Genomic DNA, 23,765 nt, shown 5'->3' on the forward strand with positions numbered 1-23,765 from the left:
CTTCAAGCTACTCGCGTGCTTCGCCCGGCTCTCCCTCTCCAACTCGTGTGGGGCCGTTCGCCCCAAAACCGTCATCCCGGCGAATCTGGTCCAGCTCGATGCTCTCGAACAGCGCCTGGAAATTGCCGTTGCCGAAGCCCTCGTTCCCCTTGCGCTGGATGATCTCGAAGAAGATCGGACCAAACATCGTTTCGGTAAAGATTTGAAGAAGAATGCCTTCCTCGCCGACGTTGCCGTCGATGAGGATGCGGTTCGCCTTGAGCCGGGCGAGGTCCTCGCCGTGGCCGGGCACGCGCTTGTCGACCAGCTCGTAATAGGTCTCGATCGTGTCCTGCAGCTTCACGCCGCGGGCGCGGAGCTTCTCGACCGTGCCGTAGATGTCGGGCGTGGTCAGCGCGAGGTGCTGGATGCCCTCGCCATTATATTCGCGGATGAATTCCTCGATCTGGCTCTTGTCGTCCTGGCTCTCGTTCAGCGGGATGCGGATCGCCTTGTCGGGCGCGATCATCGCCTGGCTGAACAGGCCGGTCGCCTGGCCCTTGATGTCGAAATACTTCTGCTCCTCGAAGTTGAAGAGCGTGCGGTAGAATTCGCTCCACACCCGCATCTGGCCGCGGCGGACATTGTGAGTGAGGTGGTCGAGCAGGTCGAGCCCGACGTTGTTCGCCGCCTCGGCTTCCCGCCAGCCTGGGAATTCGGCCCAGTCGGCGTAGAGGTCGATACCGTCCTCGATGAAATAGAGGTAGCTGCCGCCGATGCCCATGATGACGGTGTCGTCCTCGTCGGTGGGCTTGGCGCCGTGCTCGAGCGCCCAGGCCATCGCCTTGGCGGGATCGGCGACGCGGAAGGCCATCGCGCTCGCCGAGGCGCCATGCTCGCCGCGGAAGCTGGCGACGCGGCCGGCCTCGTCGCGGTTGAGCATCAGGTTGATGCGGCCCTGCTTGTAGCGCGTGACGTTCTTGGTCGGATGCCGGTGCGTCGGCACGAAGCCCAATTGCTCGAACTGCTTTCCCATCGCCTCGGGATCGGGCGACGTGAATTCGACGAACTCGAAGCCGTTCAGACCCAGGGGGTTGGCGGCGGGGCGGGCGAGCGTGGCGCTGTCGGTCATGAGGCGCGCCGATAGCGGAAATCGGCATATAGTGTCAAATGATACTAGGTTGCCGGAGCAGAAGTTGGGACGGATTGTTCGGTCGGACAATCGTTCCGTTCCATTGTGGACAAGTCCGACAAAATATGACCATAGTCAGTCATGACGTCGGTCGGCCTCCGCGAGCGCAAACGCGCCGGCACGCGCACGCGGATCCTCGATTCGGCGTGCGATCTCTTTTCGCTCAGGGGTGTGGACGCCGTGACGGTCGACGAGATCGCCACCGCGGCGGACGTGGGGAAGGGCACGGTCTACAATTATTTCGCGGCCAAGGAGGACATCGTCGTCGCCTATCTGGTCGCGCTCGACCGGCTGGCGCTCGACCGGATCGCGGCGCTGCCCCGGCCGGGGATGAGCGTCGCCGAGGCACTGGACGCTGCGGCGTGGAGCCTGCTCGAGGAGAAGCCGCCCTATGCCGGCTTCGTGCGGATCGCGCTGGCGCAGCGCTTCCTGTCGGAACAACCGTCCTTCGAGCTCGCCGAGTTCGACGCTGAATTGGACGATGTGCTCGAGGCGCTGTTCGAGCGCGTGATGGCGCGGCCCGGCATGCGGCGCTCGACGCCGATCCGCGAGCTGGTGCTGTCGTTTCGCACGATGCTGCTCGGGCTGATGTCGCTCTGGGCGACCGAGGGGCCGCCCTATATCGGCGCGCGAATGCTCACGCGCCGACACATGGCGCTGCTCGCCAAAGGGCTGGAGCTGTAGGAAGCTCGGATCGAGTTTGACCGAACCCCACCGTCATCCCGGCGAAAGCCGGGAACCAGGGTTGCAGAGGACGTCGCTCGTGGCCCTGGGTCCCGGCTTTCTCCGGGATGACGATTCGATGGGATGACGGTTGAAAGCGCGGCCTAGGATCCACGCTCCGGCGCCTTCCCGCCGCACGCCACCGAATAGCCGCTCATGGTCGGCTCGTCGGGGCCGCCGAGCGTGGTGATCGACATCGCGGCGAGGCGATCCGCCGCGATCCAGGTGAAGCCGCATTCGCCATAGCCGGTGCCGGCGCAGCTGTCGGTTTCGGGGAAGCGCTTGCGCAAGTCCCCGCCGAAGTCGACCTCCGCCTTGCTCGGCAGCGGCGACCAGCCCGCGGCCGCCAGCGTGCGGCGGGCCTCGGGATAGGTCTGGCTGAGGATCGCGGTAGGCACGCGGTACTTGCCGCCGCACACCAGGTCGTCGCCAGTGACGCGGTCGAAGCTGAGGTTGGCGCCGCTGAGGTTCACCTGGCCCTGCGCCACCGGATCGGGGCTCCAGACGCGCAGATGGTCGCCCACCTGCTCGACCGAGTCGATCGCGACCCCGTCCTTGCCCTTGGCGAAGAGCACGCCGACCAGCCTGTCGCCCTCGAAGAAGGCGAGGTTGGCGTCGATGCCCTTGCAGCGGCCGCTGGTCATCGCTTCGAGCCCGCGGACGACGAGCACCACCTGGAACTGGCGGAAAGTCGCTTCCTGCGTCACGTGCCAGCCCTTCCCGGAGGCGAGCTTGCCGGCGGCGGACTTGGGCGCGATGAAGCGCTCATCGCACCAGCTCTGGTCCGCCGGAAGCGGCTTGACGCTGGGCAGTTCGGCCAGCCGTACCAGGCTGGCGCCGGTGACGTTGGAGCGCAGCGCATAGCCCGCGCCCGATTGCGCCGGCTTCGAGGTCGAGCCCTTGCCCTGGTCCGGACCCGAGGAACAGGCAGCGATCGCCAGGGCCAGGAACGGTGCGGCTCGCTTCATCGTCCTATAGTCCTTCGCCGCCCACCCAATGCGCGTTCGAGAGCCGGCGGGCGAGGCTCCAGGTCTGGGTGCGGATGTCGGGCACCGCGACGATCTCCCAGAAGGCGCCGCGGGTCATCGGCCCAAGTGCATAGAGCTCGGGATTGATCCGGCCGTCCGCCGCGATCGTCTGCGCCTGGTTGTCGACATCGATGCCGAGATGCGCCGCGTCGGGCCGCAGCATCCCGCGCTCGGCGAGGCGGCGGAGCAGCGGCTCGGTGGTGCGCATCAAGTCGCCCTGGGGGCCGGTGCAGTTGACGATGCGCTGGACCGCCATCGTCTCGGCCGCAGCGGCACCGCGCGGGCGCCAGTTCAGCCGGATGTCGGCGTCGCGCTCGGTGAAGCCCAAAGTCTTGCCGGCGATCACGCTGAGCTGGCCTGAGTCGATCAGCCGCTGGAGCCGGTTGAACACCTCGGGCGCGAGGCGGTGGCGGTGGACGTCCCACCAGGGGCGCAGGTGCCGCAGGAAGCGCGCGCGCTCGGCCTCGGTGGCGTTGCCCCACATCGCCTGGGTGAAGGGGCGGAACTCGTCGACGGCGTTGCGCCAGCCGATCGTCTCGGCGCGGCGGCGCAGGTTGCGGACGAGTTCGGATGCGACGGTGGCGGGACGTTCCTCGAGCTTCTTCCACTCGGTCGCGGGCTCGTGCATCCGCGGGAGCAGCCCGCGGCGCGAGAGCGCGACCATCCTGCCCCGGAAGCCCCGCGCCTCGAGCATCAGCGCGACGTCGACCATGGTGAGGCCGGTGCCGATGATCAGCACCGTATCGTCGTCGCCGAGACCTTGCGAGACGTCGGGCGCCCAGGGATCGCCCTTGTAGCGCGGCGATGCGAGCATCGCGGCGTCGAGCCCGGGCGGGTCGTGCGGCGGGAGATTGCCCACCGCGAGCACCGCGGCGTCGGCGTGGAGCGTGCGGTCGCCGAGGTCGAGCGTGACGCCGCCATTGGTGTGGAGATCGCGGACTTCGCCTTGCACCAGCGTCAGCCGGTCGCCCGAGTTGCGGAGCGCCGCCTGGAGCAGCTCGCGGAGATATTCGCCGTAGACCAGCCGCGGCACGAAGGCCTTGGCCGCGTCGACCATCCCGCGCCCCTCGAGCCAGCGGACGAAATGGCCGGGATCGTCGGGGAAGGCGCTCATGTTGCCGGCGCGCACGTTGAGGACATGGCTCGGGTGCGCGGCGCCATAGGCGAGGCCGATGCCGGGCTGCGATCCGCGCTCGATCAGCGTCGCGCGCGGGCCCTGGTGGCGGAGGAGGTTGATCGCCTGGAGCGTGCCGGAGAAGCCCGCGCCCACGATCGCGACGTGGTTGATCATCGCTGGCCTGTCAGATTTCGTATTCGAGCTGCCACTCGGGCTCTTCATAGGCCGGCTTGCGCTCGGTGAAGGCCGGCTGGCGCGCGAGCATCTCGCCGTAGAGCTGCTTCACCCGATCGCTCGCGGTGCGCATGAAGACCGTGGGCAGGACGGCATGGACGATGCAGGCGAGCCCCCCGACCACCATGATCGCGCCGAAGCGCGCGGCGGTATGGGCATGCTCGGCATAGCTTTCGCCGACGCTCCGGGGATGGGCGAGGAAATAGCGCTCGATCATGCGCCCTTCCTACCCAGCATGTTGCAGCGCCGCAACGGCTCTGGCTTGGCAAAGCGGCTCGGGCGTGGTTTTGTGAGCGGTAACAAGAACACAGGGGAGGGGACCCATGGCCACGGCCGCCGACGAGCAGCCCACGCATCATCGCGCCACCACCAACGAGAAGATGGTGATCGCCGCTTCCTCGCTGGGGACGGTGTTCGAATGGTATGATTTCTATCTCTACGGCCTGCTCGCGACGACGATCTCGACGCAGTTCTTCTCGGGGGTGAACGAGACGACGGGGTTCATCTTCGCGCTCGCCGCCTTCGCCGCGGGGTTCGCGGTGCGGCCGTTCGGCGCGCTTGTCTTCGGGCGGATCGGCGACCTCGTCGGGCGCAAATACACCTTCCTGGTGACGATGAGCATCATGGGCCTCTCCACCTTCGCGGTGGGCCTGCTGCCGAGCTTCGCGTCGGTGGGCGTGGCGGCGCCGATCGCGCTGGTGAGCCTCCGCGTGCTCCAGGGCCTCGCGCTCGGCGGGCAATATGGCGGCGCGGCGACCTATGTCGCGGAGCATGCGCCGAACCACAAGCGCGGGCTCTACACCGCCTGGATCCAGACCACCGCGACGCTGGGCCTGTTCGCGTCGCTGCTGGTGGTGATCGGCACGCGCAGCGCGATCGGCCAGGCTGCGTTCGACAGCTGGGGCTGGCGCGTGCCCTTCCTCGCCTCGGCGGTGCTGCTGCTGGTGTCGCTGTGGATCCGCCTCCAGCTCAACGAGAGCCCGGTCTACCAGCGGATGAAGGCGCAGGGGGCCACGTCGAAGGCGCCGCTCACCGAGGCGTTCCTGCGCTGGGGCAATTTCAAATATGTCCTGATCGCGCTGTTCGGCGCGGTCGCGGGCCAGGCGGTGGTCTGGTACACCGGCCAGTTCCAGGCGATGTTTTTCCTCGAGAAGCAGCTCAAGGTCGACAATGCGACGACCTGGACGCTGATCGCGACGGCGCTGGCGATCGGCACGCCCTTCTTCATCTTCTTCGGCTGGCTGTCGGATCGGATCGGGCGCAAGCCGATCATCCTCACCGGCTGCGCGCTGGCGGCGGTGGCCTATTTCCCGCTGTTCGCGATGCTGACCCAGGCGGCGAACCCGGCGCTGGCCGAGGCGCAGGCGAGGGCCCCGGTGAAGGTGATCACCACCGAGGCGAGCTGCTCCTTCCTGTTCGACCCCGTCGGCAAGAACAAGTTCGACACCACCGGATGCGACGTGGCGCGCGCGTTCCTTGCAAAGGCGGGCGTGCCCTATACTCGCCTCGAGCAGGCGGCGAGCGCGGCCGCCCCCAAGGATTCGGTGACGGTCGAAGTCGGCGGCAAGCAGATCCTCCCGCCCGACAGCTTCGCGCTCGAGGACCCGGCGCACCGCAAGGAACTGATCGGGCTGTTCGAGGGCGAGATGAAGGGCGCGCTTTCCGCCGCCGGCTATCCCGCCAAGGCCGACCCGGCGCGGATCGACCGGCCGCGGGTGATCGCGATCCTGGTCGCGCTCGTGCTGCTGGTGACGATGGTCTACGGCCCGATCGCGGCAATGCTGGTCGAGCTCTTCCCGAGCCGGATCCGCTACACCTCGATGTCCTTGCCCTATCACATCGGCAACGGCTGGTTCGGCGGTTTCCTGCCGGCGACGGCCTTCGCGATGGTGGCGGCAAGCGGAGATATCTATTTCGGGCTCTGGTACCCCGTGGTGATCGCCGCGGCGACGGCGGTGATCGGGCTGCTGTTCCTGCCAGAGACGCGGAAATGGAATATCGACGATTGAGGTTTCCCCGCCGCGTTCCGGCAAGCACCGGGACGCGGCGGGGAGCGCGAACGATCGATCATCTCGACGCTTGACCCGCCCCGCGGCTTTCCCTAACGGGCGGCTCCACGCTTCGGCATTGGCCCCTTCGTCTAGCGGTTAGGACGCGGCCCTTTCACGGCTGAAACACGGGTTCGATTCCCGTAGGGGTCACCAACGTCAAGTGGAAAATGGCGGAAATCCGCCGTTTGGGACGATTTGAATAAAGTCGTCCCCACTGTTGGTCCCACATTTTTTGGCAGCTTCAGTGACATGAACTGACATGCCATTGGACCGCGTTGCGATTCTCTTCCCGAAAGCTGGATATACATATCGACTGCTTTCGGGCCGCAAACTGAAAGATCGGTTTCAGCGGTAAATCGCGTGAAACGGACATTGGTCCCCGATGATGGACCAGTCGAACTCAGTCTCTTCGATTAGAGAGGCGGTAGGTCCCGCTGGTCTCCGCTGAAGTCCAATAGATACCCGTTATTTCGTCTTGCAACGTCGGATCTAGATCGAGAATTGCCGCGCCTCTGTAGCTCTTACTCGCTGCGCCGGGTCCCGGGTTGGTGGTGACCAGGAATATATAGTGTAGTTGCGGCAATCCCGACTCCGGATCCTTTTTCGGCGCCGTGGAAAGCGTTACGGATCGTGAGCCTGGCGCGATCACCGTCATGCTAACCTTCAGGAAATCCTGTTTAACGATCGCTTTGGCCGCGATCTTGCGCCCCTGGCCCTGCGCGCCGCCCAGCGCAATCTCCATATCCCATTGGCCATGTATATCCGGATAGAGCCATGCATTGAGCTTGGGTATGCGGCGCCAGAACCATCGCCATCCAACGGTGAACCAAAAGAAGAGGATGAGCTGCAAAAAGCTCGATCCCCCGAACGCGAAGGTTGCCGCCGGCCACAGCCCTATTTCCTTGCCGCCAAAGCTGACCAGCGCCGCGAATAACAGCAAGGCCAGGCTAGCATAGATCACCGCGATCCAGCAGATTACGATACGGACGGGCAAAAGGCCGATCACCGCGTGGATCCGAACCAGATCTCGTGGCCGCGCTCGAAGATCGCTATGCCGAAGTCTCGGCTGGCAATCCCGGTCGCGCGCACCCCCGGCAATGCCGAACCGAACAGGGCAGCGACATAACGCCCGCCAAAATGCCGGCTGCGGTCCAGCACGATGCCCCGCACGATCGGCGGCGAGAAATATTGCGCGATGGCAAGCGGATTCAATGCACTCGATAGGACGTGGAAACCGTCATGATAGGGGCCAGCCTGTTGCGATATCGCTGCCAGGAAGCCGCCGAGCTGGTCGCCGGTGGCCAGTTGGGGCGTGCTGTCGCGCAGCGGCAGGATAGGCAGGCGCTCCGGCGCGTCGCAAATGATCAGGCCGATCCCGGAAAACCCATCGCCGGCCCGGCTCGCCACGTCCGCGAGCAGTCCGGCGAGCGCGCCGACCAAGCCGACAGGGGGGGGCTGCGTGTTCATGCTGTTTCCAGGCTCTTATCCCCATTGATCGGCCTCTCCCAGAAGGACCGCCAGGGCGTCACGCGAGTGAGGCGGACATTGGCCGCCGTATTCATGCCGCGCCGCCACATGCGATCGTTCCACATGCGTCCATGCAGCACATTGGGATCTTCTCGGTCACGCACGATCCAGGCAGCACCTTTGAAGCAGTTGGTATCGCTCGGTGTATCGGTCTCGTTCTGTTGCTCGAAAATATAGGCGAGGCCGTGCTTGCCCTGCCGGCCGCGGAACGGCTCGACGACGATCGTGTCCGACTGCTTGATCGGCCCGTCGCCGTCCGGGTTCCAGACCTCCATGTCCATGCTGACCCACCCTTGCGTGATCTTCGCCCGTAACCGGCTGGTCTGGAGGGGCGGCAGAACATCAGACGGGCACAGGCGCATGTCGAGTGTGACCGTGGAATCCATTGCAGCGTCAAGGATCGCCTCGATCCGCGAGAAATTGGACTCGAGCTCGACGATCCACTCGCCCGACAAATCCGGATAGAACCAGCGGTTGAGCGGCGGCACGAGCTTCCAAAGCAGCTTCCAGGCGGGGGTCAGGAAGAAAAGCGCTACCACGCCCTGAATGACGAGCACTACCCAGCTGTTGGTCGGCGACAGCCCGATTGCCTTCAGGCTGGGAGAAACAGCGTTCAAACCTATCAACAGGAAAATCGCCAGCCAGGCGACCGGCACTGCCAAAAAAGTAGGGGGGAGCATCTTGAACATATGATGAACGAGCCTACGTCATTCAGGGGGGAGGAGCAACAAGCACCACTGAAGCCGCGTAGCGGTCGGGGAGGCAAGATATGGGGTTTCTCGCGCGTACAAGCGCATTGTTCGTCGGCGCTTCGCGCTTCCAGAGCTATCATGAAGCCTTGCTGGTCGAGGACGACCGCGAGGCCGCGCTCAGGAGCGCGCAGCGGGAGATTCGCCAGACGCTGCGCGAAGCGGCCCGCAAGATCCCGCTCGAAGGCCGTTTCTGGCGCGGCCGGTTCGTGACGGTTGCGGCAAGCCAGCGGCCGTCGATCGTACCCAAGTTCAAGACGCAAGGATCGGTGGACTATGATCTGCTGGTCGAGCCCTGGCACCTGCCGCCCCAGCAAATCGACCTGGACGATGGGGTCTACTTCAACGTCGAGTATCTCGATAGCGGCGAGCCTGCGCTGGTCGCCGAAGCGCTTTACCAGTTCATCGAAGAAGCGCTGGGGCCACTTTGCAAGGCGCGTGGCTGGTACATGCCCGAGAAGGATTGCTGCGTCCGCGTCCAGATCGCGCGCGATGCCCACATCGATCTGCCGATCTATTCGGCGCCTCGGCGAGTGACCGAGGCGATCGCATTCCAGGCGCAGGATACCGCGCTCGCGAAGCGTTCGGGCGAACGCTATGAGCGCCTGCCCTCTGACAAGATCATGCTGGCCTATCGCGACGGGACCTGGACCCAGTCCGATCCTCTGCGCATGAAGGATTGGGTTGAGGCATGCGTTACGCGCTATGGCCCGGACTTCCGGCGGGTGTGCCGCTATCTCAAGGGCTGGCGCGACCAGCGCTGGGCGAAGCCCTGCCTGACTTCCATCACGCTCATGGTCGCTATCGAGAAGGCACTCGGTATGCTGAACGGCGGGCACCGGGCACTTCCAGATGATCATCTTCTCTACGAGGTGGCTCAGCGCCTGCCCGGGATCCTGCGCGGCGAGCTGCTCAACCCGGTCTTCCCCGGGCAGCGCATCATTCTCAACGATTGGTCCCCGGAGGACCGTGATGCGGTCATCGGCAGCGCCGAGGCGTTGGCAGCGGACCTGCACTCGGCGTTGAAGGGCACGCATGACGCAACGCTAGTGGTTGAGAGCCTTAGACGTGCGCTCGGCACCCGCATCCCCTATCGTCCCGACGCTGTGGAGATGATGCCGACCATCGCAGCCACGGTGGCGGCGGAGCGTCCGGCGAAGGTTGCTTCTCCTGCGGTGAGCGCCTCCACCTCCGGATGAACGCGCCCGATCCGATCTGGACGATCCATGCGACCCTCACCGCCAAGGGGTTCACCTATATAGGCCCGCCTGCCACCTATCAGGGCCCTATCAAGGTCCATGGCAAGACGGTGACCGTCGAGGCAGCGTTCTCCGACCCGAGCTTCGCGACCTTGCCCGTCGTCCGTCTCGTCGAAGGCGCCGCACTCGGTGACCGGCAGATCGCCCACCTGCTGGTCGGGGGCGGCATCTGCTACACCGACGAAGGCGGACTGGTGCTCGACCTCTATGATCCGGGCGGCGCCGCCCTTCGCGTCCTCGACGAAGCAGCAAAGGCACTGGAGCGATCCTTCGGCGCCAGGTCGAGCCATGAATTCGACAATGAGCTCGCGGCCTATTGGCGCGGCCGCTATTTCTATTCGGCGCTATCGCTGCCGAGCTCGCCCGCGATTGTCGCCGCCGATATCGTCAAGCTGGGGACAGGAAAACCGTTGGGGCTTGTGCTGGTGGCGCGGGGTGCCTGGCAAGCCAAGGGGAATACACGCGAGCAGGCCACCGTGCTCGTTTTCGACCGGCCGCTTCGTCACGCCGATGGCTTTCCGCCGGAACGGCTCGACCAAGCCATTGCCTATATCGCGGGCCAGGAGAATCCGCCGCCCGGCTGGCGGGCAGCGGTCCTCGATGCCTCCGCACGGCTCGAGGACATTCTTTTAGCAGCCCCCAATGCCATCGTCGGCTGGCGATCCAGGCTGGAGGGGACGCTCGCGCTCATCCATGCCAAGCCCAAGGGCTTTCGCCCGAATTTCCTGCGGGCAACGCTTGCCTCGAGAACCAAGGAAGTCATGCTCAAACATGAATCGGCAACGGAAGCGGATTTGCGCTTTTGCGTTGGCCGCAATCTGGATGGACGCACCGGCCTGATCGGAAAGCGGGTCGCCTTGATCGGGTGCGGCACGATCGGCGGCTATCTGGCGCACCTTCTCGTCCAGAACGGCGCGGGCTGCGATGCCCCCCTTACGCTTTACGATCCCGATACCCTCAAGCCGGGGAATCTGGGGCGCCATGTGCTCGGTTTCGGCGATCTTGCCAGGCCGAAGGCCGAAGCGCTCGCGGCGTTCGTGCAGGGCTTTCATCCCGATGTCGATGTCACCTATCGTCAAGGTAACGCGCTCGCCGATTGGGACGCTCTGGCGCGATGCGACCTGGTCATCGATGCAACCGGCGACGCCAATGTGTCCACTGCTCTGAATGACCTCTATTTGAGGGCGAGACGGGACGGCCAGCAACTGGCCCTGCTCCACGCGTGGGTTTTCGGCAACGGCGTTGCCGGCCAGTCCTTCCTGAACCTAGGCGACGAACTCGCCTGTTATCGCTGCCTGCGTGCCGGCTTTGGAGGGCAATGGCGATACAATCCGATGCGAGATCCGGATGCGGAGGTGCGCCGGGCGCCGGCGCACTGCGGCGAAGGTGGTTATGTCCCCTTTCCGTCCGATGCCCCGGTCGCAGCGGCGGCACTGGCCGTGCGCGCGGCGGTCGATTGGGCGGGCGGCGAGCCTGGCCATCGGCTGCGCACCACGATCGTCGACCCTGTGCATGGCCGGGACCGGCTTGCCTGGGTGTCACCGACTCCACTGGCCCAATGCGCAGCCTGTAGCGGGTGAGTGCGTCGCTGATCCTTTTCGAGGAAGCGGTTATGGCGTCACTGATTGCGGATGTTGCGCATCTTGGCGGCCACGAGGAGCGTGGTGGCATTCTGCTTGGGAGCCGGCGCGGCGCGCACTTTCATGTTGTGGACGCCACCCTGCCGATGATCGGAGACCGGGGTTCGCGCTTCGCTTTCCGGCGGGGACGGGCGGGGCATAGCGAAATCGCTCGCAAGCGTTGGCTGCAGTCTCGCCACGTCGTCGACTGGCTGGGCGAGTGGCACTCGCATCCGCAAGCGATTCCCACCCCCTCGAGCATTGATCTGCACAGCTGGCGTCGAATCACTGACCGGCGCCACGCGCCAATGCTCTTTCTGATCCTTGGCTATCAAGCGTCCTGGATCGGCGTGATGCAGCCCGGCTGCACGCAGCCGACCGTATTTGCCGAACGAGAACGCTCCCCGGCCGGAATCGGCTTCGCACCAGCTTAGTAGCAACAAGATGTCGCCTTTTGGGATCGCCGAGTGGTAGGGCTGAACTACCGAACTGGGGCGCAAAGCGGTCGTACCCGGCGTGGTAGCCCCGCGTGCATTAGGTCGGCTTGCCAGCGCCTCAGACGTTGAAATCCCAAGAAAATTCGGTCGTGGAGACGGCAGCCTCTTTTGGGCGACTGCGCTAATCATCTAATTTTCTCAACCACATGCGGCCCGACCGACGGCGGCGCTTTTATCTTGCCGTCAATCCGATCGTACTCCAGGCAACAAGCGGCAGAGACATGTCGGGAGGGTAAAAGCCGTTCAGTCCGCGGCCAAACGGCGCTCGCAAACCTCGCGGACCAGCGCCTGAAGTGCCGCTACACGCTCAGCGAGCCAGCGCAGCTCATCGTCACGGATTTGATAGTGCGGGGAGTAGCGGGCGTTCACATAAGCTTGCCGCAGCAACTCGAAACAACGCCGGCTAAACTTGTCCGCGCGGGGCCACGCCGCGATCAGTTCCGGTGCAACCTCCTCCGCATGCGAGCGAAGGAAGTTCAGCTTGTGGGACTTGGGGCTGTAGAGGGTCAGGACGAGCAGGACGCAATGGTAGAAGCGCTCGCTTGCCTGATGGAGCAGGAAGGCCGCCAGATTTCGATCGCCGTCATTGATCGCGTAGCCGGCGTTACGAGCGAAGCCACCGGCGCTATCGAACCATTCGTCGAAATACTTCTGAGCCTCGGCCCTCGCCTCCTCAGGCGGCAGGTCACGCGGCTGCGCGAACGGAAAACCCTCAGCCTCGTACAGCGCGATCCCTTGGGCGACGATGTCCTTGAAGAAGGGCCGCCCCTTCTCGAGCTGGGCGTTCACATCGGTCAGGGAGTGGACGATGAAATTGACCGGGGCGCTCAACGCCTGGTTGATCGTCGTATCGCGCATCAACCGGTCCTCGGCGGCCGACCAGAATTCAAACTCGGTCAACCGCTCATCGTTGACGACGATGAGGATGTCGTAATCGGACTGATAGCCGCCGATCGGATCGTCCACCCAGTCACCGCGCGCGAACGAGCCGTAGAGCACGATCTTGAAGATGCGCCCGGCCTTCTTCCACGCCTTGGTCCCCAGTGCGTGCGCGGCCTCGAACTCCTCAAACAGCACACGCACGACATGGGCGAGTTCACGCTGCCGGGATGCGGGAAGGTGATCGAGAGAAGTTCGCAACATCGTGTCGGAATCTGTGGCATGCGCGGACGCGAAGGCAAGGCCTATCGCGTCCGCGTCTGTTCAATCGCCGGAGCTCGCGCGGACCAGCCCGGACATCGCCCGCGCGATATGCTCCTGAACTTCGCCCACGCTGATCCCCAGCCGCTCGGCGATCTCGGGATAGCCCAGGCCGTCCAGCCGGTGCAGCAGGAACACCTCGCGAGTGACGGCATCCATGCCTCGCAGCGCATGCTCCATCCGCGCCAGGACCGGATCGACTGGCTTGGCGCGGCGCCAGAACTTCCACCGCATTTCCTTCCTCCTTCCTTCAACCACACCGGCCCCGGAAAAGGGGGTGGGCGGCAAGGAGCGGACCGGCAGTCCTGCCGATGGAGACGGGCCGCACCCGCAGGGCCGCAGCGCAGCGAAGGACCCGGGCATCGCCCGGGTTGCGGCACGTCGTGGCAGGACTAGAGGGTAGCGACGCCCACCCCCTTGGCCGAGGCCGCGACGAGCGCCATCGCGCAGCGATGTCCGCATGCCGGATCGAAGATCCGGCTAAGCGTCAGTGATCGTCACCCGAATGGGCCGAGGCGCGCAGCGACTCGGCGGCGCTACGCGCCGTAGAGCACGATAGAGCGATAGCGCTAGACGCCGAGGGACATGTCCGCTCGCCTCGGAGTTACGCCACAATCTGTTTTCCTATCCGGGACTTCGATAGGCCCGGAGATCGCTTGCGGAACCGATAGCGACAAGCGACGCCCAGGCTTTGACCAGAGGCCCAACCATGACCGAACCCTTCGACAGGATGCTTCGCCTCAACACAGTCCTCGACCGGACCGGCCTGAGCCGCTCAACCCTGTACCGAAAAATGCAGGACGGCAGCTTTCCCAAACAAGTGCCAATCAGCACCCGTTGCGCGGCGTGGCGAGAGTCTGCGATTAACGAGTGGCTGCGTAATCCGAAGTACTATTGCGAGAAACGGTGACAGAGTAGTCTGCCGGTCTCTCGTGTGGCCAATGGTTTCCGAGCAACCGCGTTAATAGCGAAGGCTGTGCCCCACCCGCGACGCCGAATTGAATCGAGGCGCCACGACCGCTCGGCAGCTTCGCCTCTGATGACTCCGCGTCTTAGCTGTTGAGAGGCACTTCAGGCCCATGGTGTACGAACAACAACATTGGCCTTCGACCACCCTTGCGAATGAAAGAGCAGTATGTCTATCGTTAAGCGGGGGGGGGTATAATGACGGGCAATAAGTACGGTCGCATCGTTGGCGCTCAAGTCGATGTGAAGGAGAGAGCGCGGATCGCACCCTGGCGTCCGGCAAGCTCATGATCGTTGTTCGTGATTCAAAGCGGGTGACGCCCCTAAGCTCACACTACGCACTTTCATGACCGCTAACGTGCAGCAAATCGCTCCACTGCCCAAGTGTACTTGCGGCAATGACATACCCATTCCCGCGCTCAACTGCGTAGTCTGTGGTCGAAGCGCCGGCTTCCCAAACGTTCGCTACGCCGGACGACCGGAAGAACGGGCTGCGCTCGAGCGACGTCTCGCAGACGCGCGTATTTCTGCAGCCGCGAGAGGGAGCCTTGAGCGGCTTGAAGCTTTGGGGCTGGCGGTCACCGGGTCCAAAGCGGTGGTGAGTCGCACCCAAGGTGACTTGGATGACATGCTTAAAGGGGACGGCAAGCTAATGCAGGCTTACTTCCCCGCCGTCAGAGCCGGCCTGCGCGTCCCGCAAAACAACGAGTTTGATCCAAACCGCGACGCGAACGACAGCCGGATCAATCCGCACTTCTACGACAAGCTTCACTTCGGCGCGTTGACCCTCGACGGTCAGGGCGTACCCCATTATGGGCCCTTCGCAATCACTCTTAGAACCGAGATGATCAGCAACCGAGCAACGTTGTTCGAGGAGAATCCCGTCAAGTTCAACGAGGACCACCCTCCCGGACGGAACAAGCCTGTGCCGTATGGGTATCGCTCGGTATGGGACGAACGGAACAAGCTTGCGATGGCGAAGCTACAGCCCAAGATTGATCCGGAGACAGCCGATTCGGAATTCGCCGACCTGCTGCTCGAAAAAACCGACGCTCCGGATGGCTTTTCCGATTTCATAGAGGTGCATATCTATGGTGACGTGCACCCCCGAGCGTTCGAGCATATCATGGCCGAAGTTCCACAGGATGATCTGGACAAGCTATTATGGGATAGAATGAAGGGACGCCTCAACCACTTCGGAATCAGCTACCAGGAAAACGCTACATGAAGGCGCGTATCTCCGGACGGGCCGCAGCTTTCGCCGTTAGGCGGGCGAAGGGATGGCAGCTGAGTTATCGCGGCAACCCTACGGTGTTCAACGTCAAGGAAATGGACGTGGTCCGCGCCTTGGGCAGGACTGCCGACACCATAGAAGTTGACGTAAAGACGATCGGCGAGGTCGAGCGGCGGCTTGAGATCGAATGGGCGAAGGACAGGGCTCTTCGGTTTGCCGTGCTGCTTTTGGATCCTAACGAAGTCACTGAGGGTCTAGAAAAAGTGGCGGCAGTTTTGGAAGATCTGCTCGCCCGCGACTATGTGATTTCGCATCTAGAATCGCAGTTCTATCAGCATGAGTTACCGCCAGAAGCCGACCTCGGCCGCGCAACCAGTCTTTCGGACGCACTACCCAGACTCGGTGAACTGCTCTCCAACCTTAAGGAGCGGCAGCAAATCATCGGTCAGGTGTTTAATAGCTTTGAGGCGCTTCCTGACAGTCTGTTCGGCGGCACGGACGAAAAGGCTGCATATCGGGAAAGGGCGGTTGCAGCCGGCGCCTTTCGTTCGCTCGTAATTTTGAGCCGAGACGGCATCCTTGACGATCCAGCAATATTCGATTTGCATGAGAGGCTCGCCGGGTTGCCGGATGCGCGCAGGATCGTGGCGGCTTGGACGTCGAGTTTCGGTCGGACGGTTTCTAATCTTCCCCCGATGCGGCCGGATCTCGCTGATTTAACCGATGACTATGACAAGGATGTTGTAGACTTCGGCGGAGGGCCAGGCGGTCATCAGAGACTACGTAACGCCCTGGAACAGCAGGCCGCGATCCTAGATCGTGTGGCTGACGGCGATTACGATAACGCGCGCCGTTTTGCGCGTGACCTAGTTCAACAGCAGCTTGCTACGGCGGGCCCGAGTTACTTGGCCAAATCGCTCACTCGTCTAAGCCAGCGGGCGCGGGAAATGGATGCTTTCGAGCTCGAGCTCGAATGGGCATACGAAGCCGCCGAAATTCAGCCGGACGATGCTAGGGCGCGCACTCAATTTGCAGACGCGCTGCTCCAAGCCGATCGTATCGAGGAAGCGCTCGAGGAGTTCGGACGTGGCTACGAACTGGGGGAACGCGTTTACGCAATAAATGGACGCGCGCGGGCCATGCGAATGTTGGGGAGGTTTGACGAGGAGCTAAAGCTTTATCAGGAAGCATGCGATCTCAGCGAAGGTTCCCCCGAGGGAGTTCACTCGCTCGTTGGCATAGCGACTGCCCGAACCGATCTCGGAGATATCGACGGTGCGATCGAAGAACTTCGCGGCGCTATCTCAAAGTTTCCATTTGAGCCGTTACCTAGGATTGCCTTGGCCACCACGCTCACCCAGCGCGGGCGTTTCGAGGAAGCTTGGACACAGTTCCAGGAAGCAGCGACCTTATCGGCCGACAAGCTTCCTTCGGTGAACGGCCTAGCGGATATTTGTCTCCGGATAGGAAGGCTCGATGAGGCGCGGCGCCGATATTCCGACATTGCGAACCGATATCCACGAGATATCAGCGGCCATATAGGCCTTATCGATACATTGCGGGCGCTAGGTGAGCTCAATCAGGCGGCGATGTATGCGCGACGGACTGCAGAGCGATTTCCAGGAAGTCCCAAAGCTATCGTGAAGTTTGCGGAAACTGCCAGCGAACTCGGGCGTCACGCACTAGCTCGCAAAATCCTTCAAGCGGGCATCGAGAAATTTCCGAAGCATGCTCGGCTGCTGATTGCGCGCACATCCGCTTTCAGGCGAGAGGGACGGTACGACCGGGCGCTCCAGTTTGCCGAGGCCGCTGCGGCGCGCTTTCCATATAATCGTCAGCTCCAGCGTGTACGAGCCGACATGTTAAGGCGGCTTGGACAGAACGATCTCTCGGCTAGGATATATCGGGAACTGGTGTCCTCTGACGAGACAGATGTACGTTCTCGCAATGGGCTAGCCAGTGTCCTCATTGTTGAAGGGAAGACTTCCGACGCGCGCAGCCTTGTCGAAAACGATAATCCTCAAACGAAGGACGAGTGGCGGGGATTTCTGCTGTTCGCGTCGTTAATTGAACGGCTAGGTGACAGACAGGCCTCTTGGGAACGTCTTAATTGGGCCAAAGATCATTGCCCATTCGCAGTCGAGCGCCGCCTCTTTGCCTGTGCTCTCGCCGGTCAATCGGCCCGTATGGGAAGAGCGCGTCAGGCGCCTCGTATCGAGCATATAGCTGAGCGAGATATTGGCAACGTAATCGACTTCCAAATCGCGGCCATGACTCGGCGGAGCAGCGCCAAGATCGCTTATGGCGCGTTGACTCGAAATTTGCCGACAAACCTGGAAATAATTCGCGACGAAATCGCAAAGACCTATGGCATAGTGGAAGGCCGCCCACGTCGTTCCAAAGCCTGGATTGGTCGCCAGATTGCCGACAATTTACTTCTCGCTGCGTAGTTGGCGGCGCGAAATTCTGTCTCATCGTGTGGCGCGAGTGTTGACGTACTCTCCCCATTTACTCATGAGAACGCGACGCCTGTCGAAGAAGTCCGTCCGTCGATAAGCCGCCTCGACGGCGTTAGACACGCGATGCGCTAGTGCCTTTTCGGCAATCTCCTTCGGGAAGCGCGTGCATTCTGCGGCCCAGTCGGCGAAGCTGCTGCGGAAGCCGTGCACGGTAACCTCGTCGATGTTCATGTCGCGGATCGCCTTCAGCATCGTCGTATCGCTGATCGGCTTCTTGCCGCTGTGGGTGAACAGCATCCGGCCCATAAGGTCAGGTCCGTGGAGAGCCTCATGCTCCTTCCTGAGGCGCTTCAACAGGGTCAGCGCGGGCGCGGCGAGCGGCACGACGTGCGGCTGCTTCATCTTCATCCGTGCAGCGGGGATAGCCCACGTCGCCGCCTCAAGGTCGAACTCGTCCCATGTCGCGAAGCGGGTCTCGTTGGATCGCACCGCAGTCAAAATGGTCAGTTGGAGCGCATCGCGACCGACGGTGGCTGGTTGCTGGGCCAGCTTTTGCAAGAAACCTGGCACTTGCGCATACGGCATCGCAGCGCGATGCGTGACCTGCCGGGTCTGACGCGGCAAACCACGCGTCACGGAGCGCAGCGACACTTCGCTGGGGATAATGCCCTTGATGTGTGCGAAGTCGAGAACCGCGCCGATCCTCTGAAGGACACGCCGTGCGGTGTCGGGTTTTTCCAACCAGATCGGCTCCAGCACCTTAAGAACCTGTACGCTGTCGATTGCATCGATGCGTTGCGCCCCAATCTCGTCGAACACATGGTTCTCGAAACTGGTCAGCCACGACGCGTTTCGGCGGTCCTTCCAGCCGCCTTTCATCGCGTCGTAGCAGCGCCGCGTGACCATCTCGAACGTCGGCACGTTTGCGCGGCGAAGTCCTCTTTCCTTCACCGGGTCCAAGCCGTTGCGAACCATCTTGCGAAGCTCGATCGCGAGGCAGCGCGCGTCAGAGAGAGAAACATCGTGGACCGGGCCGAGGCCGAAGTCGCGGCGGACACCTTTGTGCTGCATCCTGAGAACCCAGGATCTGGACCCCGTGGGGCGAACAACAAGATAGAGACCGTGTGCGTCGGCATGGCGCCCAGGCCGGGCCGTGCGGACCTTGAGGACTGTGAGTGCCAAGTCAGGATTCCCTTGTTTTCCTGTACCTCGCGCGCTCCCACAAATCGTACGCGCTTTGGCGGTTCGCAGTGGGATTGCGAGGCACACATCCAGCAGGCCTTTTCACGCAATCTCAATAGGTTGAGACGGCGTGAAACGTTCTGCTACAGGGGTATCTTGCTCGTAGGGGTCACCAAAGACTCGAAATCGCGCGGGTAATCGGCGAAGCCGTCACCACCTTCGACAGGTACATTGGGAGCAGCGGCATGAAGCTGGCCTTTCTCGGTCTCGGCAAGATGGGCGTGGGGATTGCGGCCAACCTGCTCCGCGCCGGCCATCAGCTTGGCGTCTGGAACCGCTCGCCCGGCAAGGCCGACCCGCTCGTCGCCGCCGGCGCAGCCGAAGCCGCGACCCCGCGCGAAGCCTGCGAAGGCGCCGACGCGGTCTTCACCATGGTCGCCGACGATGCCGCGCTGATGAGCGTGCTTGAAGGGCCCGACGGGCTGCTCGCGGGCCTGCCCCGGGGCGCGATCCACGTCTCGCAGAGCACGATCGCCGTCGCGACCGCCGAGCGGATGGGTGAGCTCCACGCCGAGCGCGGGCAGGTGCTGGTCTCGGCGCCGGTGTTCGGCCGTCCCGCCGCGGCGGAAGCCGGCCAGCTCTGGGTGGTCGCCGCCGGGCCCGAGGACGCGCTCGCCACGCTCGCCCCGCTGTTCGAAGCGATCGGCCGCGCGACCTACGGCGTGGGTGCGCACGCGCCCTGCGCCAATCTGGTCAAGCTCGCCGGCAACTTCATGATCCTCGCCAACACCGAAGTGATGGCCGAGGCGATGCGGCTCGCCGAGCGTGGTGGGGTCGACCGCAAGGCGCTGCTCGAGGTGCTCCAGGGCACGCTGTTCAACGGCAACTACTACAACATCTACGGGCCGCTGGTCGCCGAGCAGCGCTGGCGCCCGGCGGGCTTCTCCGCGCCGCTCGGGCTCAAGGACATGCGGCTCGCGGGCGAAGCGGCGGAAGGCGTCGGCGCGAGCCTGCCGGTGCTCGAGATCGTCAAGCAGCACCTCGCCGAAGTCATTGCCAGGGAAGGCGAGGATATCGACGTCGCCGGCCTGGCGGCGATCCTGCCCTAGCTGCGGTCAATCCGCCCAGGCGGCGTCGTCGAGGTGAAGTTCCGCGGCGGGGCGGGCGCCCCAGTCGTCGATCTTCGCGCGGCCGGCGAGCCAGAGGCTGCGGTGACGCGGGGCAGAGAGCAAAGCCTGGCCGAGCGCGCTGTCGGCCTGGCGAAAGGCGACCGTCTTGAGGCTGCCGCCGTCGGGCCCGCTGACGATCGCGCGGACATGGCCGCCCGAGCCGACCACGTCCGCCTTGATCACTCGCACCGGCCCGGCCGCGACGCGCGGGGCGGGCCAGCCCATCCCGTAAGGGCCGCCGGCCTCCATCGCTTCGACCAGCTTCGGATTGACGCCGCCCGCGGCCACCACGGCATCGAGGAGCAGCGCGCGATCGCCCATCGCCTGGGTCACGCGCTCCGACAGCCGCTCCTCGAGGAAGTCGGCGAAGGCGTCGACGCTGTCGGCGGCGATGGTGACGCCTGCCGCCATCGCATGCCCGCCGCCTGCGATCAGCAGCCCCATGTCCTTGGCCGCGAGCACCGCGGCGCCGAGGTCGACGCCGGCGATCGAGCGGCCCGAGCCCTTGCCGACGCCGGTCTCGTCGAGCGCGATGACGATGCTCGGGCGGCCGAGCTTCTCCTTGATGCGCCCGGCGACGATGCCGATCACGCCGGGATGCCAGCCGGGCCCGGCGATCACCGCGACCGCGCGGTTGCCCTGGCGCTCGCACAGCGCCTCGGCCTCGGCCTGGACCTGCGCCTCGATCGCGCGGCGCTCCTCGTTGAGCCGGTCGAGCTCGGCGGCGATCGCGCGCGCTTCGTCGGGGTCGCGGGTGGTGAGCAGGCGGACGCCGAGGTCCGAGCGGCCGACGCGCCCGCCGGCGTTGATCCGGGGTCCCAGCGCAAAACCGAGGTCGCTGCACAGCGGCGCGCGGCTGAGGCGCGAGGCTTCGATCAGCGCGTTCATGCCGAGGTTGCGGCGTTGCGCCATCACCTTGAGGCCCTGCGCCACGAAGGCACGGTTGAGCCCCTTGAGCTGGGCGACGTCGGCGACGGTGCCGAGCGCGACGATGTCGAGCAGGTCGAGCAGCCGCGGCTCGGGGCGGCTGGCGAAGAAGCCGCGGGCGCGCAGCGTGCGGACCAGCGCCGCGCCGAGCAGCCAGGCGACGCCGACCGCGGCGAGATGGCCGTGCTGCGCGCCTTCCTCCTCGTCGAGGCGGTTGGGGTTGACCAGCGCATGGGCGTGCGGAAGCGCGGCGGCGCATTTGTGATGGTCGACGACGATCACGTCGAGCCCGGCGTCGCGCGCCATCGCCAGCGCCTCGAACGCCTGCGCGCCGCAATCGACGGTGACGACGAGGTCGGCGCCTTCGGCCTTCAAACGGACGAGCGCTTCGCCGGAGGGGCCATAGCCTTCCATCAGCCGGTCGGGGATATAGGCGCCGGCCTCGAGGCCGAGGTCCCTCAGAAGCAGGATGAGCAATGCCGCCGAAGTGGCGCCGTCGACGTCGTAATCGCCAAAGATGGTGACCGACTCGCGGCGCTCGACCGCTTCGGCGAGGCGCTCGGCGGCGGCGTCCATGTCGCGGAAGATCGAGGGGTCGGGCATGAAGGCGCGGATGCTCGGCGCGCGATACGCCTCGACGTCGTCGCGGGTGCAGCCGCGGGTGAGGAGCAGCTGCGTCACCAGGTCGTCCGGCGCGAAGCCGGGGTCGCGCGCGTCGGCCGCCAGTCCCCGCCAGCGCCAGGGCTGGCCGAGGATCGAGCGTTCGACGTTGAGCACGGTGGACATGGCCGGACCTTGGCGTGGGGAGGGGGCGGTGTCGAGGGCTCGCCTTCGAAACCGTCATCCCGGCTTTCGCCGGGATGATGGGCAGGGGAACAGGGAGCTACCTCTCAGGTCGCCCGCTGGTTGCCGCCGTAATAGGTCGGCACGGGGCCGCGGATCCAGGGGTTCTCGCGAAACCACTTGGTCACGACATATTTGGTCCCCGCGATCACGCGCATACCCTCGTGGAGCGTGTCGTAATTGGGCTTTCCGTCGGCGAGGAGGTTGTTCCAGATCAGCAGCGTGCCCGGCTTGGGCGGCACGCGCATGCCGGCGCGGGGGAACCAGGTCGCGCCGCCTTCCTCGACTTCGTTGAGGAAGGCCATTGCCGTCCAGGTGCGCTGGCCGCCCTGGGTCTGCATCGCGGGCCAATAGGCCTCGCCCTCGTGGAAATAGTCGCAATGCGCGCGGAACTGCTGGCCGGGGGCATAGCGCTGGCCCTGCAGCGTCTCGCCATATTCGGGCGCGATGCCGAGCAGGTGCGCGATCCGTTCGTCGATCGGACGGACCTCTTCCGACCAGCGATCGAGGTCGCAGCTCTCCGAGGTGCGGAACTCGGGATCGTCGTGCGTCGCGAGCAGCGTCGAGGGCCGGCGGTTGGCGTCGATCAGCCGGATCAGCGTGTCGCACTCGGCCTGGCTGAGATAGTTGGGGAAATAATAGATCTGCGCGAGCGTCACCGGCGCGCGCTTGACGAAGGGATTGGCGTCGAGCCGCGCGGCGACTTCGCGCGAGAAGCGCACGCGCGACGGGTTGCTCGAGCTGCCCTTGGGCGAAAACAGGCTCATGGCGCCAAGTTGCTCACTGGCCTTGTGAATGCAAGAGCCCCGCCGCACGATCGCGCGACGGGGCCCCGGCTCTCCTCAAACCCTCCGGCTCTCACCAGAAGATGTCGTACTCGACGTCGACGACTTCGCCGCTGTAGATGTCGACGAGAAGCGCGTCGTTATAGTAGCGGACCCAGCGATAGGGGCCGTACGCAGGCGGAAGCCGGTAGTAGAACGGATCCTCGATCCAATACTGCTGGCCGAAGAGCAGCGACGCGATGATGCTGCCCGTCGAATAGCGCCGGTAGCCGTAACCCCAGCCCGACGGCGCATAGTAGCGCGGCAGGCGATAGACGTTGCGGTTGCTGTTGCGATAGCCGCGCCAGTCGTAGCGGTTGTCGCGGCGCCAGTCGTTCGACCAGCGACGGTCGTTGCCGCGGTTCCAGCCGCCGCGATCCCAGTTGCCGCCGTTGCCGCGGTTCCAATCGCCGCGTCCCGGGCCGCCGCGATCGCCGCGCCACTGCTGCTGCTGGGGCACCGGCGCCGGCCGACCCTGCGGCTGCTGGCCGCCACGGTTCCAGCCGCCGTTGTTGCCGTTGTTGCCGCCGTTCCACTGGCCGCGTCCCGGGCCGCCGTTGCCGCCCTGGCCATTGCCGCCGCGCCACTGCTGCGGCTGCTGCTGGGGCTGCGGGACCGGACGCGCCTGCTGCTGTTGCTGCGGCTGGCCGCCGCGGTTCCACCCGCCGCCGCCGTTGCCGCCGTTCCAGCGCGGCTGGGGCTGGGGCTGAGCCTGGGGCTGCGGGGCAGGGCGAGCCTGCTGCTGCTGACCGCCGCCGTTCCAGCCGCCGCGCTGGCCGTTGTCGCCGCCGCGCTGCCCATTGTCGCCGCCGCGATCGCCGCGATCGCCACCGCGGTCACCGCCCCACGAGCGATGCCCGCCGCGGTCCTGCGCGGACGCCGCCGCGGGGACCAATGCCGTGGCGGCGATGAGCGCCGCCAATAGGGTCTTCTTCATTCCTCTTGCCTCCTCCGGTGCCGGCAAGGCGCCGGGTTTCCGTAGTGTG

At 64.7% G+C, this 23,765-nt stretch carries 22 protein-coding genes and 1 tRNA gene; 10 read left to right on the plus strand and 13 right to left on the minus strand.

Going from position 1 to position 23,765, the window contains the following annotated elements:
• Positions 1-7: 7 nt before the first annotated feature.
• Positions 8-1,111 (minus strand): 4-hydroxyphenylpyruvate dioxygenase, encoded by a 1,104-nt coding sequence (gene hppD, locus J7495_RS12400; protein WP_294056830.1) that lies wholly within the window; start codon positions 1,109-1,111, stop codon positions 8-10.
• 141 nt (positions 1,112-1,252) lie between these two features.
• Between hppD and J7495_RS12405 the strand changes: the two genes are divergently transcribed.
• The gene (locus tag J7495_RS12405; protein WP_294056831.1) at positions 1,253-1,855 is read left to right on the plus strand and encodes a TetR/AcrR family transcriptional regulator; all 603 of its coding nucleotides are present in this window, start codon (positions 1,253-1,255) and stop codon (positions 1,853-1,855) included.
• A gap of 143 nt (positions 1,856-1,998) precedes the next feature.
• On the opposite strand, the gene J7495_RS12410 is transcribed toward J7495_RS12405, so the two are convergent.
• From J7495_RS12410 to J7495_RS12420, 3 genes are read right to left on the minus strand one after another with little or no spacing between them, the layout of a single operon-like run.
• The gene (locus J7495_RS12410; RefSeq protein WP_294056832.1) at positions 1,999-2,862 is read right to left on the minus strand and encodes a hypothetical protein; all 864 of its coding nucleotides are present in this window, start codon (positions 2,860-2,862) and stop codon (positions 1,999-2,001) included.
• A gap of 4 nt (positions 2,863-2,866) precedes the next feature.
• On the minus strand, positions 2,867-4,213 hold the full coding sequence (locus J7495_RS12415; protein ID WP_294056833.1) for an FAD/NAD(P)-binding protein: 1,347 nt from the start codon (positions 4,211-4,213) through the stop codon (positions 2,867-2,869).
• Between the two features lie 10 nt (positions 4,214-4,223).
• Positions 4,224-4,490: a DUF6356 family protein gene (locus tag J7495_RS12420; protein ID WP_294056835.1), complete on the minus strand. Its 267-nt coding sequence runs from the start codon at positions 4,488-4,490 to the stop codon at positions 4,224-4,226.
• Positions 4,491-4,596: 106 nt separating this feature from the next.
• Here J7495_RS12420 and J7495_RS12425 point away from each other — a divergent pair, with 106 nt between their 5' ends.
• Positions 4,597-6,282: an MFS transporter gene (locus tag J7495_RS12425; protein ID WP_294056836.1), complete on the plus strand. Its 1,686-nt coding sequence runs from the start codon at positions 4,597-4,599 to the stop codon at positions 6,280-6,282.
• Between the two features lie 120 nt (positions 6,283-6,402).
• Positions 6,403-6,477 (plus strand) — tRNA-Glu (locus J7495_RS12430).
• A 247-nt stretch (positions 6,478-6,724) separates the two neighbouring features.
• On the opposite strand, the gene J7495_RS12435 is transcribed toward J7495_RS12430, so the two are convergent.
• Genes J7495_RS12435 through J7495_RS12445 form a run of 3 tightly spaced genes read right to left on the minus strand, consistent with a single transcriptional unit; the run spans position 6,725 to position 8,540 of the window.
• Complete coding sequence (locus J7495_RS12435; protein WP_294056837.1) at positions 6,725-7,330, minus strand: hypothetical protein; 606 nt, start codon at positions 7,328-7,330, stop codon at positions 6,725-6,727.
• Entirely contained in the window at positions 7,327-7,791 is a 465-nt protein-coding gene (locus tag J7495_RS12440) for a hypothetical protein (protein WP_294056838.1), read from the minus strand. Before J7495_RS12440 ends, J7495_RS12435 begins: the two co-directional genes overlap by 4 nt.
• On the minus strand, positions 7,788-8,540 hold the full coding sequence (locus tag J7495_RS12445; protein ID WP_294056839.1) for a hypothetical protein: 753 nt from the start codon (positions 8,538-8,540) through the stop codon (positions 7,788-7,790). Before J7495_RS12445 ends, J7495_RS12440 begins: the two co-directional genes overlap by 4 nt.
• 80 nt (positions 8,541-8,620) lie before the next feature.
• Between J7495_RS12445 and J7495_RS12450 the strand changes: the two genes are divergently transcribed.
• Genes J7495_RS12450 through J7495_RS12460 form a run of 3 tightly spaced genes read left to right on the plus strand, consistent with a single transcriptional unit; the run spans position 8,621 to position 11,912 of the window.
• Positions 8,621-9,799, plus strand: a complete 1,179-nt coding sequence (locus tag J7495_RS12450) for a CBASS cGAMP synthase (protein WP_294056840.1) — start codon at positions 8,621-8,623, stop codon at positions 9,797-9,799.
• The gene (locus J7495_RS12455) at positions 9,796-11,439 is read left to right on the plus strand and encodes a ThiF family adenylyltransferase (protein ID WP_294056841.1); all 1,644 of its coding nucleotides are present in this window, start codon (positions 9,796-9,798) and stop codon (positions 11,437-11,439) included. Before J7495_RS12450 ends, J7495_RS12455 begins: the two co-directional genes overlap by 4 nt.
• Positions 11,440-11,471: 32 nt before the next feature.
• The gene (locus J7495_RS12460) at positions 11,472-11,912 is read left to right on the plus strand and encodes a Mov34/MPN/PAD-1 family protein (RefSeq protein ID WP_294056842.1); all 441 of its coding nucleotides are present in this window, start codon (positions 11,472-11,474) and stop codon (positions 11,910-11,912) included.
• A gap of 306 nt (positions 11,913-12,218) precedes the next feature.
• Here the strand turns inward: J7495_RS12460 and J7495_RS12465 are convergent, their stop codons facing one another.
• The gene (locus J7495_RS12465; RefSeq protein WP_294056978.1) at positions 12,219-13,115 is read right to left on the minus strand and encodes a HEPN domain-containing protein; all 897 of its coding nucleotides are present in this window, start codon (positions 13,113-13,115) and stop codon (positions 12,219-12,221) included.
• A gap of 63 nt (positions 13,116-13,178) precedes the next feature.
• Positions 13,179-13,409, minus strand: coding sequence for a sigma factor-like helix-turn-helix DNA-binding protein (locus tag J7495_RS12470; RefSeq protein ID WP_294056843.1), 231 nt, complete (start codon positions 13,407-13,409; stop codon positions 13,179-13,181).
• Between the two features lie 475 nt (positions 13,410-13,884).
• Here J7495_RS12470 and J7495_RS12475 point away from each other — a divergent pair, with 475 nt between their 5' ends.
• The 3 genes from J7495_RS12475 (at position 13,885) to J7495_RS12485 (ending at position 17,825) form a co-directional block, all read left to right on the plus strand.
• On the plus strand, positions 13,885-14,085 hold the full coding sequence (locus tag J7495_RS12475; RefSeq protein WP_294056844.1) for an AlpA family phage regulatory protein: 201 nt from the start codon (positions 13,885-13,887) through the stop codon (positions 14,083-14,085).
• Between the two features lie 621 nt (positions 14,086-14,706).
• Complete coding sequence (locus tag J7495_RS12480; protein ID WP_294056845.1) at positions 14,707-15,369, plus strand: hypothetical protein; 663 nt, start codon at positions 14,707-14,709, stop codon at positions 15,367-15,369.
• Complete coding sequence (locus J7495_RS12485; RefSeq protein WP_294056846.1) at positions 15,366-17,825, plus strand: tetratricopeptide repeat protein; 2,460 nt, start codon at positions 15,366-15,368, stop codon at positions 17,823-17,825. Before J7495_RS12480 ends, J7495_RS12485 begins: the two co-directional genes overlap by 4 nt.
• 21 nt (positions 17,826-17,846) lie before the next feature.
• Here the strand turns inward: J7495_RS12485 and J7495_RS12490 are convergent, their stop codons facing one another.
• Entirely contained in the window at positions 17,847-19,016 is a 1,170-nt protein-coding gene (locus J7495_RS12490) for an integrase arm-type DNA-binding domain-containing protein (protein ID WP_294056847.1), read from the minus strand.
• A 245-nt stretch (positions 19,017-19,261) separates the two neighbouring features.
• Here J7495_RS12490 and J7495_RS12495 point away from each other — a divergent pair, with 245 nt between their 5' ends.
• Positions 19,262-20,125: an NAD(P)-dependent oxidoreductase gene (locus J7495_RS12495; protein ID WP_294056848.1), complete on the plus strand. Its 864-nt coding sequence runs from the start codon at positions 19,262-19,264 to the stop codon at positions 20,123-20,125.
• 6 nt (positions 20,126-20,131) lie between these two features.
• Here the strand turns inward: J7495_RS12495 and recJ are convergent, their stop codons facing one another.
• The 3 genes from recJ to J7495_RS12510 all read right to left on the minus strand — a co-directional run bounded on the left by recJ (position 20,132) and on the right by J7495_RS12510 (position 23,716).
• On the minus strand, positions 20,132-21,898 hold the full coding sequence (recJ, locus tag J7495_RS12500) for a single-stranded-DNA-specific exonuclease RecJ (protein ID WP_294056849.1): 1,767 nt from the start codon (positions 21,896-21,898) through the stop codon (positions 20,132-20,134).
• A 104-nt stretch (positions 21,899-22,002) separates the two neighbouring features.
• A complete protein-coding gene (locus tag J7495_RS12505; RefSeq protein ID WP_294056850.1) occupies positions 22,003-22,722 on the minus strand; it encodes a 2OG-Fe(II) oxygenase in 720 nt (239 codons plus the stop codon).
• A 91-nt stretch (positions 22,723-22,813) separates the two neighbouring features.
• Positions 22,814-23,716, minus strand: coding sequence for an RcnB family protein (locus J7495_RS12510; RefSeq protein WP_294056851.1), 903 nt, complete (start codon positions 23,714-23,716; stop codon positions 22,814-22,816).
• Positions 23,717-23,765 lie beyond the last annotated feature (49 nt).

The sequence above is a fragment of the Sphingomonas sp. genome (assembly GCF_017745215.1).
In the GTDB taxonomy this organism is placed as follows: Bacteria; Pseudomonadota; Alphaproteobacteria; order Sphingomonadales; family Sphingomonadaceae; genus Sphingomonas.